Source organism: Halopiger xanaduensis SH-6 (assembly GCF_000217715.1).
GTDB lineage: Archaea > Halobacteriota > Halobacteria > Halobacteriales > Natrialbaceae > Halopiger > Halopiger xanaduensis.
The window spans coordinates 430621-449336 of the sequence record NC_015666.1 but is presented as its reverse complement, the minus strand read 5'-3'; the positions used below and the strand labels follow the sequence as shown (position 1 = coordinate 449336).

The window sequence follows — 18716 nt, the reverse complement described above, 5'->3', positions numbered from 1 at the left end:
GCTTATTCACCAGAACCCGGCGAATCCGTCTCCGCCAGTCGCTCCTCGTACTTCTCGAGCGCCTCCTCGATCGCCTCGCCGGCGTCGATCTCGAGCGAGTCGGCGAGCGCGAGCAGGGCGAACAGCGCGTCGCCGATCTCGTCCGACTCGATCTCGAGGCCGTCCGGGTCGGACCCGTACGCGGTCGACTCGTTGGCGTCCTTCGCGAGTTCGCCGACCTCGGAGGCGAGGTCGAGCACTCGGTACTCGGGCGGCGTCTCGAGGCCGCGCTGCTCGACGAATGCCGCAACTCGTTGCTGCTCGTCCATACAGACGGTCGTGCATGTCACCAAAAAAGAGGGTCGAAATCGACCGGTGACCCGTCGCCCGGTCCGCTCGATCACCGTAGCCGCAGGCTGCGCTCGACCAGGGATGACGGGTTACGGTGCGCTCGCGTTCGCCGCACCGTCGGATCCGCGGCCCGGCACTGCGCCGTCGGGACCGGCGCCGTCACCGCCTCGCCGGTCGTCGACGTCGATCGGCGGTCCGGGCTGTCGTTCGGGACCGAACGCTCGGCCGGCACCGTCGCCGGCGATCGAGCGCGCGGCTGCCGCGGTCTCCGGGCCGTCAAGCTCGCTAGCCCGCTCGCGCAGCGTTCGGATCGCGTCGCGGTCGACGCCCTGTTCGGCCAGGACGCGGTCGGGAACGTCGGCCGCGGCGGACTCGACGGTTTCCAGTTCGCGCTCGAGGCTTCGGATCTCGGCGACGGTCTTCGCGACCGCCGCGCGGTAGCGACCGTCGTTCAGTTCGCCGGCCTCGCGGGACTCGTTCAGCGTCGCGAGACGCCGCTCGAGGGTAGCGAGCCGGGTTTCGGTCGTCGCGATGCGCTCGTCGATGATCGCCGCCTTCGATTCGTTGTTCTCCGCGGTTGCGAGTTCGGCGGCGTAGGCGCGCTCCGACACGCTGCCGTTGATTTCGGCCTGCTGGACGCCGACGACGCCGGCGAACTGCGCGCCGGGTTGGATCGATTCGTTCGCCGAGCCGTCGGCGTCCGTCTCCTGGACGCCGCTCGAGGCCGGTATCGCAGCTGCGCCGCCGAGCGGCGCTGCGAGGATCGCAACGACGAGGATCGTCGCGAGCGTGATCGTCGTGAGTCGGTTCGGGAGTCCGGTCATGGATGTGGGTGGGTACGGGTACGGGAGTCGATTCGGAATCGGTTCTCGAGACGATGCGTTCCGTTTGCCGCCGATTTCGGCGGGGCACCGTCGGCTTCGGCTTCGGCGAGCGGCTCTCGTCGTCGTCTCAGTCGGTTACGAGTCATCGGTATCGGCGTCACCTCCGTTCACCGCGGCGTGATCGACCGCGTCGGGCAGCGCGAGCACGTTCTCGCGGCCGATCCGGAACGACTCGAGCGCGTCGTCCTCGCGCAGCCCGCTGACGACCTTGCTGGTCTTCGCGTCGGTCCAGCCGAGTTCCTCGACGACCGCCTGCTGTTTCATCCGTCCGCCGCGGTCGCGGACGAGCCGGAGGACCTGCTCCTCGTTGCTGAGGAGTTCGGGATCGACGTCGCTCGCGGGGATAGATTCCGGCGCCGCCTCCGAACTCGGCGTCTCGGCGTCGCTCGAGTTGGTATTCGAACTCGAGCCGTCGTCCGTACTCGCACTCGCGGCCGTCGGTGACGCACCGTCGCTCGCTGCCGCTGACGGCGAACCGGCGTCGGGCTCGCGTCCGCCCGATGGTCGCCCACCGCTCGTCGGGAGTCGGTCGCGGTAGCGCCACGCACCGGCAGCGCCGAGTCCGATGACGACGGCCGCGATCGCGGCCACGAGCGCCGTACTGGGCCCGCCGGTAGTCACCACGACCTGCGGCTCGCCGGTGATGAAGTCGGTCTGGCCGCCCCGCCAGAGGACGGCCCGTTCGCGCCGCTCATCGGGGTCGGGCGTCGCCGACTCGAGTTCGTAGCCCGCCGGCCACTCGAGGAGCAGCCGGGTGCCGTCGTCGAGGAAGAGCCCCTCGATGGCGTCGCCCGCGCGGAGGACGGTGCCGTCGTCTTCGACGGCGACGAACCCGTGCCACCGGAACGCGTACCTGACGACGCCGTACTCGCGGGCGAACGAACGCCGCTCCGTCTCGACGGCGAACCCGTCGGCGCGCATCTCGCGGCCGGTCGCGTCGCTCGCGGTGGCGACCGTCGTTCGCATCCGGTCGGCGAACGAGCGCGTGTAGTTGTCCGGGTCGTCCCGGATATCTGACTGCAGGGAGTCGAACGCCGTCCTGCTCTCCTCGTCGTTCAGGCGGATCCAGAACTCGAGGGTCCACTCGGCGGTGCCGTTCGGTTGGACCGCGACGTCCATCCGGACCTCGTCGGCGTCGATCCGACTCTGGTCCTGCGCGATTCCCCAGGTCGCCGTCTCGGCCCCGGACTCGGGCTCAGATTCGGAGTCGGCCTGCGCGCTCCCGCTCGAGAGCGCGAGCGACGGCTCACCGTCCGTCGGATCGGCCGCAGCCGCCCCGATACCGGGACTGAGGAGCAGTGCCGCGACGACTAGGACCGCCACGCCGACGCGACCGTTCATACCGCTCGATGCTCGTACCATCGCTTAAAGGGAACGGAAATCATGATTTTATGATAGTTCCGTGTCAACAGGGGCGGCTCGCCCGTCGACTACCGACTGACCGGTCGACGTCGCGGGTAAGCCGTCGGGAAACGGGGAGGACGTCCGCCAGCGGGAGCGAGCGGGCGGTCCGTCAGCGGGAGGGAGGGCCGAAGGCGTCGGTGACCGTCGACAGTCGGCCGTAACTGACTGCCCAGCGGGACGGTGACGGTCGTTAGGCGTCGGTTTCGTCGTCCGCCGACTCGTCGTCGGCGTCGTCAGTCGAGTCGTCGTCGACTTCGGACTCGGTCTCGTTAGCGTCGGCGTCGTCATCGCCGTCTTCGTCAGCGTCTGCATCGTCAGCGTCTGTATCGTCGCCGTCGTCATCGGAACTCTCGTCATCGTCGCCCGGCGTCACGTCGCTGATCTCGTCACCGAGCGGGTTCTCGAGGTCGCCGCTCAGGAACGACGAGATACGGTCGTGGATCGCGGAGACGTGGTCCGGGACCCGGTCAGGGAGGTCGACGGCCGGTCCCTGTCCGTTTCCGGCGCGGTCGTCGTCAGCGTTCGCGTTCGCCGAGCCAGCGGCGTTTGCGTTCGCGGCTCCGTTGCTTTCGTTTCCGTTTCCGTTTTCGTGCGTGTTCGTCGCGTTCGCGTCCGCCTCGTCGGCCGGGGACGCGGGTGCGTTCCCCGGAACGGCGGCGGCGAGACCGGTCGTTGCAACCAGCACTGCGATCGCGGCTGCGATGAGCGTCGTTCGGTTCATAGTTCGCATCCGATCCTCGAGGGCCGGACCGATATGAAGGTGGAATACCGCCAACGCTTTTTTCGGGAGTTTGAACCCATTTGAACGACGCTTTCGCCGGTTTGTATGTCGTTCAACGCGGATTGAACGGTCGAGTTTCGACCGCGACGGACAGTCGCGTCCCGGTGGTCGATAATCCCTTTCGCCCGCGACCGTCGCTCCTGCTCGAGCGTTCCCTCCCGGAGGGATGACTCGAGAGACGAGCCACGTTCGCGGCCCCGCCGGGACGGTCAGGGAAACCGCTTTCCTGCCCGCGGTCCACCCACCGATATGGTCGACACCACAGCCGAAATCGTCCTCTTCGACGGCTTCGACGAACTCGACGCGATCGGGCCCTACGAGGTCCTCGAGAACGCCGCCCACGCCGGCGCGTCGCTGGACGTGCAGTTGGTAACGCTCGAGGAGACCGACCTGGTAACGGCGAGCCACGAACTTCGGGTCGAACCGGACGGGACGCTGGGCCGGCCCGACCTCCTGATCGTCCCCGGCGGCGGCTGGACGACGGCGAACGGGGGTGTCAGGGCCGTCGTCGAGGACGGCGTCCTACCCGACGCGGTCGACGAGCGCTACGCCGAGGGTGCGACCGTCGCCTCGGTCTGTACCGGCGCGATGATCTTAGCCGAGGCGGGACTACTCGAGGGCCGGCCCGCCACCACGCACCAGGTCGCGGCCGAGGATCTCGAGGCGTCGGCGGCGAACGTGGTCGACGAGCGGGTCGTCGACGACGGCGACGTGCTGACCGCCGGCGGAGTAACGTCGGGGATCGATCTGGCGCTGTGGCTCGTCGAGCGGGAGTTCGGCGAGGATATCGCCGCGGCCGTCACCGAAGAGTTGGAACACGAGCGCCGCGGTTCGGTCTTCGGGTAGCGTCGCAGCCACGGCTCTCGGTTGTACTTACGTGGGGACGACGCCTCGCTCGAGGTTGTAACTCTCCGGTCGTCAGTGGATAGTAGAAACGAGTTACACGCTATCGTCTTCCGACGACGCCGTGAACCGTATTACGCGCGAACGACGTTCGTCGCGCGGGGGCCCTTGGGGGCCTGTTCGATGTCGAATTCGATCTCGGTTCCTTCCGTCAGGTCCTCGCCGCCAACGTCTTCCATGTGGAAGAATACGTCGTCGTCGGAGTCCTCAGTCTCGATGAAACCGTAGCCGCCTGTGTCGTTAAAGAAGTCGACCGTTCCGTTTGCCATTGCGACTAAACGAAATCACGATACACGGATAAGTGTTCCGCATTCGTATTCTAAAATCCTAATCCGGTGTTCGAACGTATCTCGAACTGCGACTATAGTAGAAGAATATCCACACACTGCCGGTTATTTCGAGAATAGCGTTCGATCCGTCGAAACGTCGCTCTCCTTCCGCGGAATCGCGGGTTCTGCCGGCGATATCCGACCAGCTCTCGTTTGTTCCATGACGGGACCGTCTGCAACGGAGCTTTACGTCTCCGCGCCGCCTATTAGGTATGGATTCTACCGACGTTCGGCGGCAGTGGAAACACCGCTCCGGAGAGTTTTCGCCGGAGTACTACGCCTACTACGGCCCCGACGAGACGAGCGAGCGTATTCGCCGCCGCCTCGAGCGCCACCTCGATCGCGGGCGAGACGCGACCGTGCTCGAGCTCGGGTGCAGTTCGGGTCGCCACCTCTCCCACCTCCACGCCAACGGGTTCGAAAACCTCGCCGGACTCGAGATGAACGCGCACGCGTTCGACGTCATGGAAGACGCGTATCCCGACCTCGCCGACGACGGGACCTTCTATCTGGACGCGATCGAAGACGCCGTGGAGGACTTCGAGGACGATCAGTTCGACGCGGTCTACTCCGTCGAGACGCTCCAGCACCTCCACCCGGACGCGGCGTGGGTCTTCGACGAACTGTCGCGAATCGCCGGGGAGCTACTCATTACGGCGGAGAACGAGGGCAACGCCGATCCCGATTCGGATTCGGAGCCCGACTCGTCGGGTTCCGATTCGAGTGCGAACCGAACGCCGGATCGCGCAGCCTCGAGCGATCCCGACGTGAACTACGTCAACGACGAGTTTCCGCTCTACTACCGCGACTGGAACGGGATTTTCACCGACCGCGGCTGTACCGAACTCGACGCGACGGAGGGCCGACGAGATACGATCCGGACGTTCCGGACGTCCTCGGACTGATCGGCGCCGCGTACCGGCACCGCGGGCCGCTGACCAAACGGCTATACGGATTCGTCGGGTAGCCCGACTCACGTGACCGACATGCAGGCAGTCTTGTTCGACATGGACGGCGTGCTCGTCAACAGCGAAGACTACTGGACCGAGTTCCAGGCCGACGATATCCTCCCCGCCGCCGTCCCCGACGCGAACGTCGACGTCGCCGAAGTGACCGGCATGAACTACCGCGAGACCTACGACTACCTCGAGGCCGAATACGGAACTGCCATCTCCCGCGCGGAGTTCGAGGACCGCTTCGAGGAAACCGCCCGCGAAATCTACCGCGAGCACGTCGAGGCCCTCGACGGCCTCCACGATCTGCTCGCCGAACTGGGCGAGCGCGGCGTCGAACGCGCACTCGTCTCGTCCTCTCCTCACGACTGGATCGATATCGTCCTCGAGCGGTTCGACCTCGAGGACTCGTTTGACCACGTCGTCAGCGCCGAGGACATCGACGCGGCGGGCAAGCCCGAGCCCGACGTCTTCGAGTACGCCGCGAGCGAGGTCGGCGTGCCCGCAGAAGAGTGCGTCGTCGTCGAAGATTCCGAAAACGGCGTCGAAGCGGGCTCGCGGGCCGGTGCGGTGGTCGTCGCCTACCGGATCGACGCCCACGGCGACCTCGACCTCTCGCCGGCCGACGAAATCGTCGATTCGCCGGCCGAACTGCGGGCGACGGTCCTCGAACTGACAGAATAGCGCCGCTTTCGGTTCTCCTTCTCGAGGCGTCGGATTCAGACTGACTGATGTCCGCCTATTCGACCCGAACCGTGCGCGTCTCCTCGATCGGAATCAGCGGCTCCTCGGGGAACGCGACGCTCACGGTGTACTCGAGTTCGTCCGTCTCCGCGCCGAAGACGCCGACGGGGACGGTGTCGGCGTCGCGGAGGTAGGTGTTCGTGCTCGTCATCTCGCGGCCGTTGACGGTCACCCGGATGCCGGCCCGCGCGGGTTCGCCGACGTTCCGGACGGTCACCTCGCGGACCTCGTTCTCGCCGGTCGCGACGGTCTCGGGGAAGTCCCCCCAGTCAATCTCGATCGAGGGCAGCGACTGGGCGCCCTCGTAGACCCGCTCGGCCACGCCCTCCGAGAGGCCGGCGTCGATCAGCCCGTCGATTCCGGCGTCGGCGATGTCGCCGGGGGTCGACAGCCCCTCCTTCGCTAACTTGCTCGCGCGGCCGGGGCCGACGCCGTCGATAGCTGTTAGCCCCACAGCGTCCGCCGAAACGCCGTTCTCGATCCGAGCCTCGGCCCGGCGAGCGAGATTCGCCGCGTGCGGGCCGACGAACCGATCGAGGAAGGCGCCCAGCGCCGAGACGAGCCGCGTCGCGTTGCGCCGGATGACCCAGGCGTCGCTGGCCAGTTCCGCGGGCGTCGTCCCGCTGGCCGCGCTCCGGAGGATCGCCAGCACCTTCCGCTGGCCGGCCTCGAGGTCGCCGTACTCCTGGCCCACGAGCACCGCGTCGATCGCGTCGCGTTCGTCCTGGCGGGCCGAAACGGACTCGAACTCGCCGGCGGTCGCGACCGCCTCGAGGACGTCGCCGGTCTCGAGGTCGTGTCCCTCCTCGACCCGATCGCACAGCTCCGCGAACTTCGCGGCCGTCTCGAGGCGCAGGTAGTACTTGGACGCCAACACGCCGCGGGACGTCGCCTCGATAGAGAGGTCCTCGCTGGTTTCGACGAACCCGCGGTCCACCAGTTCCTCGAGGCAGTCCCGGACGCGTTCGCGGAGATTCGGGAAGTCGTACTCCTCGGGCTTGGACTGGCCGCGCACGTAGTAGAAGGTCGTCTCGAGCCAGTCCATCACGTCGTCGAGATCGGTGATCGTCCCCATCGCGATCTCGGCGTTGAGGTGGGTCTCTAAGCTCTCCGCGAGTCGCGATTCGATCTCCTTGCCGTCGCGCAGCAGTTGGCGGTACTTGTCGGCCTCGGCGGTGTCGCAGACGACCCAGCCGTAGCCGACGTCGTCGTACCCCGGTCGCCCCGCGCGTCCGAGCATCTGGAGGACGTCTAAGGGACTCATGTCCACCTCGCCCTCGAGCGGGTCGTGGAGCTTCGTATCGCGGATGACGACGCAGCGTGCGGGGAGGTTGACGCCCCAGGCCAGCGTCGACGTCGAGAACAGCAGTTCGACGTGGCCCTGCTTGAACCACTCCTCGATCAGGTCGCGGTCGTTCTTCGAGAGGCCGGCGTGGTGGAACGCGACCCCGTCGAGGACGGAGTTGCGGAGTTTGTCGTTCTCGAGTTCTTTCGATTCGGTATGAAAATCGTAGTCGCCGCGGGCGCCCATCGGAACGTCCCGCTCGGCGATCTCGTCGCGGGCCTTCTCGGCCGCGCGGACGGTGTCCTGCCGGGAAGCGACGAACACGAGCGCCTGGCCGTCCTCCCGGAGGTGCGGTTCGGCCAGGTCGAGGGCGCGGTACAGCCGGCGGTACTTGTCCGCGAAGGAGTTCTCGCCGTGCGTGTAGGTCTTGACGCCCGCGTTGAGGTCGACCGGCCGGTACTCCTCGTCGAACTCGAACGTCGTCTCTTCGGGGGCGTCGAGCCACGCCGCCACGTCGTCCACGTTGGGCATCGTCGCCGACAGCGCGACGACGCGGGGATCGCACAGGCGTCGCAGGCGGGAGATCGTCACCTCGAGCACCGAGCCCCGCCGGTCCGCATCCAGCAAGTGCACCTCGTCGATGACGCAGACGTCGACGTCGGTGACGAAGTCGTACCGCCGGGAGTCGTGTTTGCGGGTCGCCGAGTCGAGTTTCTCGGGGGTCATCACGAGGATGTCCGCGCGGCGCGCGCGCCGCGGGTTCAGATCGCGCTCGCCCGTGACGACGTAGACCGAGTAGTCGAGGTTCTCGAAGCGGTCCCAGTCGTCCTCCTTCTCGTTGGTCAGGGCCCGCAGCGGCGCGATAAAGAGCGCGGTGCCGCCGTCGGCCAGGGCCTTACAGATCGCCAACTCGGCGAGGGCGGTCTTCCCCGACGCCGTCGGGGCGCTCGCGACCACGTTTTCCTCGCGCTCGAGCAGTGCGGGCAGCGCCTCGCGTTGCATCCGGTTGAACTCCTCGAAGGCGAAAGCGTCGGCGAATTCGGGGAGAACCTCGGCGACCTCCATCACACGGATAGGGGGAGCGTCGGGTCAAAGGCGTTTCCTTCCCGGCCGCTCGCGATCGGGTGCCGGTCGGGCGGCGAGTCGGCCCCGATCGGGCCGATAGCCGGCTCAGGTCGGCTGCCGTCGCTGCGTTCGCTTCGCCTCGACCAGTTCCCCGAGCTGGTCGTTGAGCGCGCCGTTGGCCCGCTCGGGGCGGGGCGTGCGCTCGAAGGTCAGTTCGGGGTCGCCCGAGCCCGCGGTGTAGATCGTCAGGTCGCCGTAACCCAGCAGCCGGCCGAGCATGTCCTGCTCGAGCGTAGTGTTCTGGATGCGGTCGATCCGAAACTGGGTGACGTCTCGCGAGACGATGCCGCATTTCTTGTACAGTTCCTCGGAGGTGATCACGTAGCGGGTGGTCGTCCAGACGGCGTACCGGACGAGCGCGACGCCGGCGCCGCCGAGGACGAGGAGCGCGCCGAGCAGCGCGGTGAGCCCCGCGCCGTCGGCGCCCGTGAGGTCCACGACGATGAGCGCGATTCCGACGACGGCGACCAGGACGGCGATCGGTACTCTGACACCCATCGTGATCGGATGGGGACGACTCTCCCAGACGACGGTTTCGTCGTCAGTGAGGTGGAGCCAGTCCGGCGTCGAGCGGGCCATTTCGGACCGTCGTATTCCGCTCTCCGCCGTAAAGCTATCGCGGTAGGGTGCCCTTTCCGGCCGGCGCCCAGCAGCGGTGGCGCGGGTCGCGGTCGAGCAGTGCTCGAGCCGGATTCGAGAACGCAGTCCGGGACCGACCAACGGCCCTCACTCGGGAACCGTCCCCGCGATACCGTAGTACTCGTGGCGCGGCTCCCGTCCCCACAGCGCCGGATCCGACAGCGGCTCGTGCTCGATATCCCGTAGTCCCGCCCGCTCGAGTTCCTCGCGGAGCGCGTCGGCCGGTCGGCCGTCGTACAGCGGCAGGTCCTCGTGGACGGCTTCGTACTCGTCCCACGGCTCGTCGTGGTCCCAGTAACCCTCGAGCAATACAAGGCGACCGCCGGGCTCGAGGACGCGTTGCCACTCCGCGAGCGCCGTTTGCGGGTTCGGAAGCGTCCAGATGAGATGGCGAGCCGTCACGACATCGAACGCGCCGTCGGGCAGCGGGAGCGCCTCTGCGTCGCCGCGGCAGAAGGCGATTGAACGGTCGGGACGGTCGGCCGCGCGGGCCTTCGTCCGGGCGCGCTCGAGCATTTCGGGGGCGAAGTCGACGCCAGTGACGTCGTGGCCCAGTTCGGCCAGCAGCAGCGAGACGACGCCGGTGCCGCAGCCGACGTCGAGGACGCGGCGGTCCTGCGACCCGGAACCGGCGTCGTCGCCGGTGTCAGTCCACTCGCGGAGCACCGACAGCCACCGCTCGCGCTGTTCGTCGCCGTGAATGCCGTGGTGGCTCGCGTCGTCGAACGTCGCCGCGCGGCCGTTCCAGTGGCGCCGGACGAGTTCCTTGACGCCGCCGTCCCGATCGGAGCGTGTCATGAATCGTGTTCCCGTGAGCACCGTGTCGCCTCGGTATCCCCGTCAACCTGCCGCCTCGACCGCTGCCGCATCTGCGGCGCGGACGTTCATCCCGCTCGAGGTCTCGTACCGGTAGTACCAGCCCAGGCCGATCGCCGCAACGACGTTCGACAGGGTAACGGCCCAGAAGACGCCCGTTACGTCAGTGCCGAGAACGAGGCCGGCCGCGGCGGCGATCGGCAGCCGGACGAGCCAGTACTGCAGCAGCGTCGCGACGAGGCTCGTCCGCGTTCGTCGGGCCCCGTTGAAGCCGGCCTGCAGCAGGTAGGTCGCGCCGATCGCCCAGTAGCCGTACGCGAGGATCCGCAAGTACTCGGCGGCGACCTCGAGTTCCGCGGCGGTCGCACCGGGGACGAAAAGCACCGAGAGCGGTTCGGGCACCAGCCACTGGATCGCACCGACGAGACAGAGCCCTGCGCTCGCGATGGCAACGCCGATCCAGGTCGTCCGCCGCGCCCGCTCGGGCAACTCGGCGCCGAGGCTCTGGCCGATCATACTCTGTGCGGCCTGCTGGAGCCCCATCGCCGGCACGAAGGCGACGGTCGAAACGCGCGCGCCGATCGTGAACGCGGCCAGTCCCACGGCGTCGCCGACGAGCACGACGAGCCAGATCATCCCGACGCGCGCGGACTGACTCGAGACGTGCTGCCCGCCGTTCGGCCAGCCGATGTCGACGATTTCACGCCAGTCGGCGACCTCGAGCGTACAGGCCTCCCGCGAAAGGGAAAACTCGCCGCGGCCGCGAAGCGCCATCGCGATCCCGACGACGAGTCCGCAACCGTAGCCGACACCAGTCGCCGCCGCGGCGCCGGCGACGCCGAGTTCGGGGGCGATCCACCAGCCGAAGATCAGGAACGGGTCGACGACGACGTTGACCGCGACGGCGACGGCGTTGACGTACAGCGCCGCGCGCGTATCGCCCCAGCCGATAAAGCCCGCCTCGAGGGCCTCGCTCGCGGCGAGGACGGCGAAGACGAGCGCGTAGACCGCGAGGTAGGCGGCGGCGTACTCGGTGACGACCGCGCCCGCGCCGAAGAGCGCGACGACGTCGCGCGCAACGGCCCACGTCGCGAGGCCGGTACCCGCCCCGACGACGAGGCCGAGAACGGTGCCGTTGAACGCGGCCCGGCGCCCCGCTGCGAGTTCGTCGGCGCCCACGCGCTGGGAGACCAGCACCTGCGTCCCGACGCCGACGCCGATCGCAACGGCGGCGAGCAAGCCGGTCAGCGGGAAGTTGATCCCGACCGCGGCGACCGCCTCGAGGCTGTGGCGCCCGAGCCAGAGCGTATCGATCACCTGCTGGAGCACCTGAACGAGGTTCTGAACGAACAGCGGCAGCGCTAACAGCGCGAGCGTCCGCGGAATCGGCCCGCTCGTGATCTCGTCGCGCTCGAGCGCCATCATCTACGCCCATCGGTTATTAGTAATAAAAATAAATGTTTTCTCTCCTTCAATCCTCGCCGCGAGGGGCGGCCCACCAGAATGACTTTTCCCTCCCGGTGCCGTCGATGCGAGCATGAGCAGCGCTCGAAAGCCCGACTGGCTGAAGATGCGGCCACCGTCGGGCCGGGAGTTTACCGACATCCGGGAGACGCTGCGCGATCGAAACCTCCACACGGTCTGCGAGGAGGCGAACTGTCCCAATTTGGGCGAATGCTGGTCCGGCGGCGCAGGAACCGGCGACGGCGAGGGCGGCACCGCGACCTTCATGCTGATGGGCGATCGCTGCTCTCGAGCCTGCAACTTCTGCGACGTCGAAACCGGCGGCATGGAGCCGCTCGATCCCGACGAACCCGAGAACGTCGCCGAGGCGGTCGCCGAGATCGGGCTCGATTACGTCGTGCTCACCTCCGTCGACCGGGACGACCTGCCGGATCAGGGCGCGGGCCACTTCGCCGAGACGATCCGCGAGATCAAGGCCCGCCATCCGGGCATCCTCGTCGAAGTCCTCATCCCCGACTTCCAGGGCGAGGAGCAACTCGTCCGGAAAATCATCGACGCCGAGCCGGACGTGATCGCCCACAACGTCGAGACCGTCGAGCGCCTGCAGTACCCCGTCCGCGATCGGCGGGCAGGGTACGAGCAGTCGCTGTCGGTGCTCGAGCAGGTCGACCGCGAGTCCGATATCTACACGAAAACGTCGATCATGCTCGGTCACGGCGAGTACGACCACGAGGTCTACCGAACGCTCGCGGACTGCCGGGAGCGGGGCGTCGACATCGTGACGCTCGGGCAGTACTTGCGCCCCTCGCGGGACCACCTCGAGGTGCAGCGGTACGACCACCCGGACAAGTACGAGACGTGGCGCCGGGTCGCCGAGGAGGAACTGGGCTTCCTGTACTGCGCCAGCGGGCCGATGGTCCGCTCGTCGTACAAGGCGGGCGAACTGTTCGTCGACGCCGTCCTCCGGGAGGGCAAGAGCGTCGAAGACGCTCGCAAAGCAGCGCGACCGACGCAGGAGTGAACGGTTTCATCGGTCCGCCGCCGCTTGTACGTCCGATTCGAACTCGGAGGGAACGGCGATTCGGTCGTCAGCCGCGTCTATCGTCATCGTCTGCGGATCGATCGGATACGTCTTCGACACGAACGGCGGAACGACGTTAAGGCCCGGCTCGAGGACGGCTTCCATCTCGCCGAACACGAGGAGCGCCTTCAGCTCGCCCTCTCGGACCGTCTGCACGCTGTCGTACAGGGCGGCCACTATTACCAGAAGTACAAACCCGACGGTAACGAGGAAAGCTACCATGGATTCCCTATGAAAGAGTCCGATCATAAACGTATTGGCAGGATTCGCGCCCGTCGGACTCCGATCGGCGGTCGCTGCCCGACCGGGAACTCCGACCTGTTGCCGGGACAGCGCGGAGTGTCGATCTTTGACCATTGACGCCCAGATATTGACGAATATGCTCGCTATGGGACGACGAACTGGCAAGAATCTCACCGAAAGTAAGCTATTTTGGGAAACTCCTTTATCCCGAGCGATAGTTCGTTATGGTATGCACAGGTGGGTTCACCCGTGAGTACGTTACAGCGCGACGCCCGTGACCGAGTACAGGTACTCGACGAGGACGGGCGGGTCCGCGAGGGTGCCGAGGTCCCCGATCTCGACGACGACGAACTCCTCGAGATGTACGAGCAGATGCGGCTGGCCCGCCACTTCGACGAGCGGGCGGTGAGCCTGCAGCGACAGGGGCGGATGGGCACCTATCCGCCCCTGTCGGGCCAGGAAGGTGCGCAGGTGGGCAGCGCCCACGCCCTAGACCAGGACGACTGGGTCTTCCCCAGCTACCGGGAGCACGCCGTCGGCCTCGTTCGGGGGCTCTCGCTCGAGCGGACCCTGCTGTACTGGATGGGCCACGAGCAGGGCAACTACATCCCCGAGGACGTCAACATGTTCTCGGTCGCCGTGCCGATCGCGACGCAGATCCCCCACGCGACCGGCGCCGCGTGGGCCTCGAAGCTGAAGGACGAGGAGAAGACGTTCATCTGTTACTTCGGCGACGGCGCGACCTCCGAGGGCGACTTCCACGAGGGGCTGAACTTCGCCGGCGTCTTCGACACGCCGACCGTCTTCTTCTGTAACAACAACCAGTGGGCGATCTCGGTGCCCCGCGAGCGCCAGACCGCGAGCGCCACCTTAGCGCAGAAGGCGACGGCCTACGGCTTCGAGGGGGTCCAGGTCGACGGGATGGATCCGCTCGCGGTCTACAAGGTCACCCGCGACGCCGTCGAGAAGACCAAGGATCCCGGCGAGGGCGAACTCCGGCCGACGCTCATCGAGGCGGTCCAGTACCGATTCGGCGCCCACACCACCGCCGACGATCCGTCGGTCTACCGCGAGGACGACGAGGTCGAGCGCTGGAAGCGCAAGGACCCGATCCCGCGGCTGGAGACGTTCCTCCGGAACAACGGGCTGCTCGACGACGAGCGCGTCGACGCGATCGACGAGCGGATCCGCGAGGCGGTGGCCGACGCCATCGAGACCGCGGAGTCAGTCGAGCGACCGGATCCGGAGGAAATCTTCGCGCACGTCTACGAGGGGATGCCTAAACGATTGCAGCGGCAACTCGAGTACTTCGAATCGATTCGCGACCGACACGGCGATGACGCGCTGCTGGAGGGGTAATATGGCGACGCATCAGGACTCAGATTCGACGGCAGCGGCGGACGTATCGGAGACGGAGAACCTCACCCTCGTCCAGGCGGTTCGGGACGGCCTGGCCACCGAGATGGAACGCGACGAGGACGTCGTCGTCATGGGCGAGGACGTCGGGAAGAACGGCGGCGTCTTCCGCGCGACGGAAGGCCTGTACGACGAGTTCGGCGAGAACCGGGTGATCGACACGCCGCTCGCGGAGTCGGGCATCGTCGGCACGGCGATCGGAATGGCCGCCTACGGGCTTCGCCCCGTCGCCGAAATGCAGTTCATGGGATTCATCTATCCCGCGTTCGACCAGATCGTCTCCCACGCCGCGCGCCTGCGGACGCGCTCGCGCGGACGATACACGTGTCCCTTGGTGGTCCGCGCCCCCTACGGCGGCGGCATCCGGGCGCCCGAACACCACTCGGAGTCGACCGAGGCGATGTTCGTCCACCAGCCCGGCCTGAAGGTCGCGATTCCCTCGACGCCCGCCGACGCGAAGGGGCTGCTGACGAGCGCGATCCGCTCGCCGGACCCCGTGATCTTCCTCGAGCCGAAGCTCATCTATCGGGCGTTCCGCGAGGAGGTACCCACGGAATCCTACGAAATCCCGCTCGGCGAGGCGGCCGTCCGCCGCGAGGGGTCGGACATCTCCGTCTACACGTGGGGTGCGATGACCCGGCCGACGCTTGAGGCTGCCGAGAACCTCGCGGGCGAGATTGACGTCGAGGTAGTCGACCTGCGGAGCCTCTCCCCGCTGGACGAGGAGACGATCGTCGACTCCTTCGAGAAGACCGGCCGCGCCGCGGTCGTCCACGAGGCGCCCAAGACGGGCGGGCTGGGCGCGGAAATCATAGCCACCCTGCAGGAGGAAGCACTACTGTATCAGGAGGCGCCGGTGGAACGTATCACTGGCTTCGATACCCCGTTCCCGCTGTACGCGCTCGAGGACTACTACCTCCCCGAGGCGGCGCGCATCGAGGACGGGATTCGGAACGCGGTGGAGTTCTAACATGGTACGCGAATTCAAACTCCCGGATGTCGGCGAAGGGGTCGCGGAGGGCGAACTGGTTTCGTGGCTGGTCGAGGAGGGCGACGAAGTCAGTGAGGATCAGTCGGTGGCCGAGGTCGAGACGGACAAGGCGCTCGTCGAGGTTCCTGCACCGGTCAACGGTACAGTGCGAGAGCTACACGTCGAGGCGGGCGAAGTCGTCGACGTCGGGACGGTGATTATCTCGTTCGACGTTGAGGGAGAAGAGCCCGAAGCGGCTGAACTCGAGCCCGAATCGGCAGGGGGCGAAGCGGCCGCCGGTGGCGACGCCGAAACCGCAGCCGAGTCCGGCAGCCCCGGCACTGAGGTCGCCGAAATCGACGAGGCCGAGACGCCGGCCACGCCCGAGGATCGCATCTTCGCCCCGCCGCGGGTCCGCCGGATGGCCCGCGAAGAGGGTATCGACCTCGCACAACTCGAGGGCAGCGGCCCCGGCGGTCGGATCACGGCGGCTGATGTCGAAGCCGCCGTCCGCGGCGGCTCGCTCGAGGGTGCCGCGCAGGTCGAGTCGACCGAAGGGGCGGATGCGTCGGCCGAAGCGGAGACGACGGATTCGACCGGCGGTACCGCGGTCGGAACCGAATCCGCGACCGAGACCGCCGAAGCGGGTGCATCCTCGAGCGCAGGGCCTACCGAGGCGCCGTCGACGGTCGAGTCGGCGGATCGGGATCGAACCCTCGCGGCGCCCGCAACCCGCCGGATCGCCCAGGAGCAGGGCGTCGACATCGACGCCGTCCCCGCGGTCGAAGAGCGGGACGGCGAGGCGTTCGTCACGCCCGAGGCCGTCCGGGAATACGCCGAGGCCCAGCAGCGAGCGCAGGAAGCGGATCGCGAGGCGCTCGAGGCCGGTGGGAGAGGCGAGACTGCCGGAACGAAGGGAACCCAATTCGCCGAGGGCGAGCGCGAGCGCCGCGAGCCGTTCCGCGGCGTCCGCAAGCGAATCGCCGAGGCGATGGTCGAGTCGAAGTACAGCGCGCCCCACGTCACCCACCACGACGAGGTCGACGTGACCGAACTCGTCGAGGCGCGCGAGGAACTCAAACCCCGCGCCGAGGAGCGCGGCATCCGGCTGACCTACATGCCCTTCATCATGAAGGCAGTCGTCGCGGCCCTGCAGGAGTACCCCGAGATGAACGCGGTCATCGACGAGGAGAACGACGAGATCGTCTACCGCGACTACTACAACATCGGCGTCGCCACGGCGACCGACGTCGGACTGATGGTCCCCGTCCTCGAGGACGCCGACGAGAAGGGGCTGCTGCAACTCTCCTCGGAGATGAACGAGTTGGTTCAGAAGGCCCGCGAGCGCTCGATCAGCCCCGGCGAACTGCGGGGCTCGACGTTCACGATCACCAACGTCGGCGCGATCGGCGGCGAGTACGCGACGCCGATCATCAACTACCCCGAGGCGGGTATCCTCGCGATCGGCGAGATCAAGCGCCGACCCCGCGTCGTCGAGCGAGACGGGCAGGAGTCGATCGAACCCCGGTCCGTGCTGACGCTGTCGCTGTCGTTTGACCACCGGCTGATCGACGGCGCGATCGCCGCGCGGTTTACGAACACCGTCATGGAGTACCTCGAGAACCCCCAGCTACTATTGCTCGAGTGATCGTACGAGACGATATATCATGGAACCAGTCATCACCACCGTACCCGAATCCGAATCGCACGGAGGATCACACTGATGGTCGTCGGAGACGTCACCACCGGAACTGACGTCCTGGTAATCGGCGCCGGCCCGGCGGGCTACGTGGCCGCGATCCGGGCCGGCCAACTGGACCAGGACGTCACGCTCGTCGAGAAGGACGCCTACGGCGGCACCTGCCTGAACTACGGCTGCATCCCTTCGAAGGCGCTGATCACCGCGACCGACATCGCCCACGAGGCCCGCCACGCCGAGGAGATGGGGATCCACGCCGACCCTGCGATCGACCTCGCGGGCATGGTCGGCTGGAAGGACGACGTCGTCGACCAACTCACCGGCGGCGTCGAGAAGCTCTGCAAGGCCAACGGCGTTAACCTGCTCGAGGGCACAGCGACCTTCACAGGCGAGAACACGGTCCGCGTCTCCCACAGCGGCGAGGGCCAGGGCTCTGAAACCCTCGAGTTCGAACACGCCGTCGTCGCCACCGGTTCGCGCCCGATCGAGATTCCGAACTTCGAGTACGGCGACGAACCCGTGTTGAACTCGAGGCAGGCGCTGGCGCTCGAGTCGGTTCCGGACTCGCTGGTCGTCGTCGGCGCCGGCTACATCGGGATGGAACTGGCCAGCGTCTTCGCCAAGCTCGGGACCGACGTGACCGTGATCGAGATGCTCGACTCGATTCTCCCCGGATACGACGACGACCTCAAGCGCCCGGTGAAACAGCGGGCCGAGGACCTGGGAATCGAGTTCGAGTTCGGCTACACGGCCTCTGAGTGGACCGAGCGAGACGACGGCGACGGCATTCGGGTCGTCGCCGAACCGGCAGATCGGGCCGCCGCCGACGGCGGCGCTGCAGCCGGTGAGACGGACGCGGACACGGACGCCGAAGCCGAGCCCCTCGAGCTCGACGCCGAGAAGGTGCTCGTCGCGGTCGGCCGAGAACCCGTCTCCGATACGCTCGACCTTGCCGAAGCGGGCGTCGAGACCGACGACCGCGGCTTCATCGACACCGACTCGCAGGCGCGGACGAACGTCGAGCACATCTTCGCCGTCGGCGACGTCGCCGGCGAACCGATGCTCGCCCACAAGGGCAGCGCGGAGGGACAGGTCGCCGCCGCGGTCATCGCCGGCGAACCCGCGGCGATCGACCACCAGGCGATGCCCGCCGTCGTCTTCACCGATCCCGAGATCGCGACCGTCGGGATGACCGAATCCGACGCGGAAGAAGCCGGATTCGACCCCGTTACCGGCGTGTTCCCCTTCCGGGCCAGCGGTCGCGCGCTGACGACCGGCGAGAGCGACGGCTTCGTCAAGGTCGTCGCCGAATCCGACGACGGCTACCTGCTCGGCGCCTCCATCGTCGGCCCCGAGGCGTCCGAACTCGTCGGCGAACTCGGCCTCGCAGTCGAACTCGGCGCGACGCTCGAGGACGTCGCCTCGACGGTCCACGCCCATCCGACCCTCTCCGAATCGGTCATGGAGGCCGCCGAGAACGCGCTCGGTCGTGCGATTCATACGCTCAATCGCTGATCGGCGACCCACCGCCGACGGCCCGCCGTCCGTCCTTCTAACTCGTCGGTCTCACCCGGTTTCTCTCCGAAGACGTTCGTACGGTTACTTAAGTTCCCACCCCCTGGGAAATAGGGTATCACGCCTTCAGTAGGC

At 67.4% G+C, this 18716-nt stretch carries 18 protein-coding genes; 8 read left to right on the top strand and 10 right to left on the bottom strand.

What is annotated here, in order from left to right; translation table 11 throughout:
• Nucleotides 1–2 precede the first annotated feature (2 nt).
• The 4 genes from HALXA_RS02200 to HALXA_RS02185 all read right to left on the bottom strand — a co-directional run bounded on the left by HALXA_RS02200 (nt 3) and on the right by HALXA_RS02185 (nt 3339).
• Nucleotides 3–308 carry a MazG nucleotide pyrophosphohydrolase domain-containing protein gene (locus HALXA_RS02200; protein ID WP_013878669.1) on the bottom strand — a complete coding sequence of 102 codons (306 nt, stop codon included), beginning with the start codon at nt 306–308 and terminating at the stop codon, nt 3–5.
• Between the two features lie 111 nt (nt 309–419).
• Nucleotides 420–1154 (bottom strand): hypothetical protein, encoded by a 735-nt coding sequence (locus tag HALXA_RS02195; protein ID WP_013878668.1) that lies wholly within the window; start codon nt 1152–1154, stop codon nt 420–422.
• 135 nt (nt 1155–1289) lie between these two features.
• Nucleotides 1290–2555, bottom strand: coding sequence for a helix-turn-helix transcriptional regulator (locus HALXA_RS02190; protein ID WP_013878667.1), 1266 nt, complete (start codon nt 2553–2555; stop codon nt 1290–1292).
• Between the two features lie 253 nt (nt 2556–2808).
• Nucleotides 2809–3339, bottom strand: a complete 531-nt coding sequence (locus HALXA_RS02185) for a hypothetical protein (protein ID WP_013878666.1) — start codon at nt 3337–3339, stop codon at nt 2809–2811.
• A gap of 309 nt (nt 3340–3648) precedes the next feature.
• On the opposite strand from HALXA_RS02185, the gene HALXA_RS02180 reads away from it, so the two are divergent.
• Nucleotides 3649–4245, top strand: coding sequence for a DJ-1/PfpI family protein (locus HALXA_RS02180; protein ID WP_013878665.1), 597 nt, complete (start codon nt 3649–3651; stop codon nt 4243–4245).
• 131 nt (nt 4246–4376) lie between these two features.
• On the opposite strand, the gene HALXA_RS02175 is transcribed toward HALXA_RS02180, so the two are convergent.
• Nucleotides 4377–4571: a cold-shock protein gene (locus HALXA_RS02175; protein WP_013878664.1), complete on the bottom strand. Its 195-nt coding sequence runs from the start codon at nt 4569–4571 to the stop codon at nt 4377–4379.
• 272 nt (nt 4572–4843) lie between these two features.
• Between HALXA_RS02175 and HALXA_RS02170 the strand changes: the two genes are divergently transcribed.
• Both HALXA_RS02170 and HALXA_RS02165 read left to right on the top strand, forming a co-directional pair.
• Entirely contained in the window at nt 4844–5536 is a 693-nt protein-coding gene (locus HALXA_RS02170; RefSeq protein WP_013878663.1) for a class I SAM-dependent methyltransferase, read from the top strand.
• Nucleotides 5537–5617: 81 nt separating this feature from the next.
• Nucleotides 5618–6268, top strand: a complete 651-nt coding sequence (locus HALXA_RS02165; RefSeq protein WP_013878662.1) for an HAD family hydrolase — start codon at nt 5618–5620, stop codon at nt 6266–6268.
• 55 nt (nt 6269–6323) lie between these two features.
• Here HALXA_RS02165 and HALXA_RS02160 read toward each other — a convergent pair whose 3' ends face one another.
• The 4 genes from HALXA_RS02160 to HALXA_RS02145 form a co-directional block, all read right to left on the bottom strand.
• On the bottom strand, nt 6324–8678 hold the full coding sequence (locus tag HALXA_RS02160; RefSeq protein WP_013878661.1) for a DEAD/DEAH box helicase: 2355 nt from the start codon (nt 8676–8678) through the stop codon (nt 6324–6326).
• Nucleotides 8679–8783: 105 nt separating this feature from the next.
• A complete protein-coding gene (locus tag HALXA_RS02155; RefSeq protein ID WP_013878660.1) occupies nt 8784–9317 on the bottom strand; it encodes a PH domain-containing protein in 534 nt (177 codons plus the stop codon).
• 147 nt (nt 9318–9464) lie between these two features.
• Nucleotides 9465–10175, bottom strand: coding sequence for a class I SAM-dependent methyltransferase (locus tag HALXA_RS02150; RefSeq protein ID WP_013878659.1), 711 nt, complete (start codon nt 10173–10175; stop codon nt 9465–9467).
• 42 nt (nt 10176–10217) lie between these two features.
• Nucleotides 10218–11618 carry an MATE family efflux transporter gene (locus HALXA_RS02145; RefSeq protein WP_013878658.1) on the bottom strand — a complete coding sequence of 467 codons (1401 nt, stop codon included), beginning with the start codon at nt 11616–11618 and terminating at the stop codon, nt 10218–10220.
• A 112-nt stretch (nt 11619–11730) separates the two neighbouring features.
• On the opposite strand from HALXA_RS02145, the gene lipA reads away from it, so the two are divergent.
• On the top strand, nt 11731–12678 hold the full coding sequence (gene lipA / locus HALXA_RS02140; protein ID WP_013878657.1) for a lipoyl synthase: 948 nt from the start codon (nt 11731–11733) through the stop codon (nt 12676–12678).
• Between the two features lie 6 nt (nt 12679–12684).
• On the opposite strand, the gene HALXA_RS02135 is transcribed toward lipA, so the two are convergent.
• Entirely contained in the window at nt 12685–12987 is a 303-nt protein-coding gene (locus tag HALXA_RS02135; RefSeq protein ID WP_148263623.1) for a hypothetical protein, read from the bottom strand.
• A 243-nt stretch (nt 12988–13230) separates the two neighbouring features.
• Between HALXA_RS02135 and pdhA the strand changes: the two genes are divergently transcribed.
• From pdhA to lpdA, 4 genes are all read left to right on the top strand, one after another.
• Nucleotides 13231–14340, top strand: a complete 1110-nt coding sequence (pdhA, locus tag HALXA_RS02130; protein ID WP_013878655.1) for a pyruvate dehydrogenase (acetyl-transferring) E1 component subunit alpha — start codon at nt 13231–13233, stop codon at nt 14338–14340.
• 1 nt (nt 14341) lies between these two features.
• Complete coding sequence (locus tag HALXA_RS02125) at nt 14342–15367, top strand: alpha-ketoacid dehydrogenase subunit beta (protein WP_013878654.1); 1026 nt, start codon at nt 14342–14344, stop codon at nt 15365–15367.
• A gap of 1 nt (nt 15368) precedes the next feature.
• Nucleotides 15369–17015 (top strand): 2-oxo acid dehydrogenase subunit E2, encoded by a 1647-nt coding sequence (locus HALXA_RS02120; protein ID WP_013878653.1) that lies wholly within the window; start codon nt 15369–15371, stop codon nt 17013–17015.
• Nucleotides 17016–17090: 75 nt separating this feature from the next.
• Nucleotides 17091–18581 (top strand): dihydrolipoyl dehydrogenase, encoded by a 1491-nt coding sequence (gene lpdA / locus HALXA_RS02115; RefSeq protein WP_013878652.1) that lies wholly within the window; start codon nt 17091–17093, stop codon nt 18579–18581.
• Nucleotides 18582–18716: the final 135 nt, after the last annotated feature.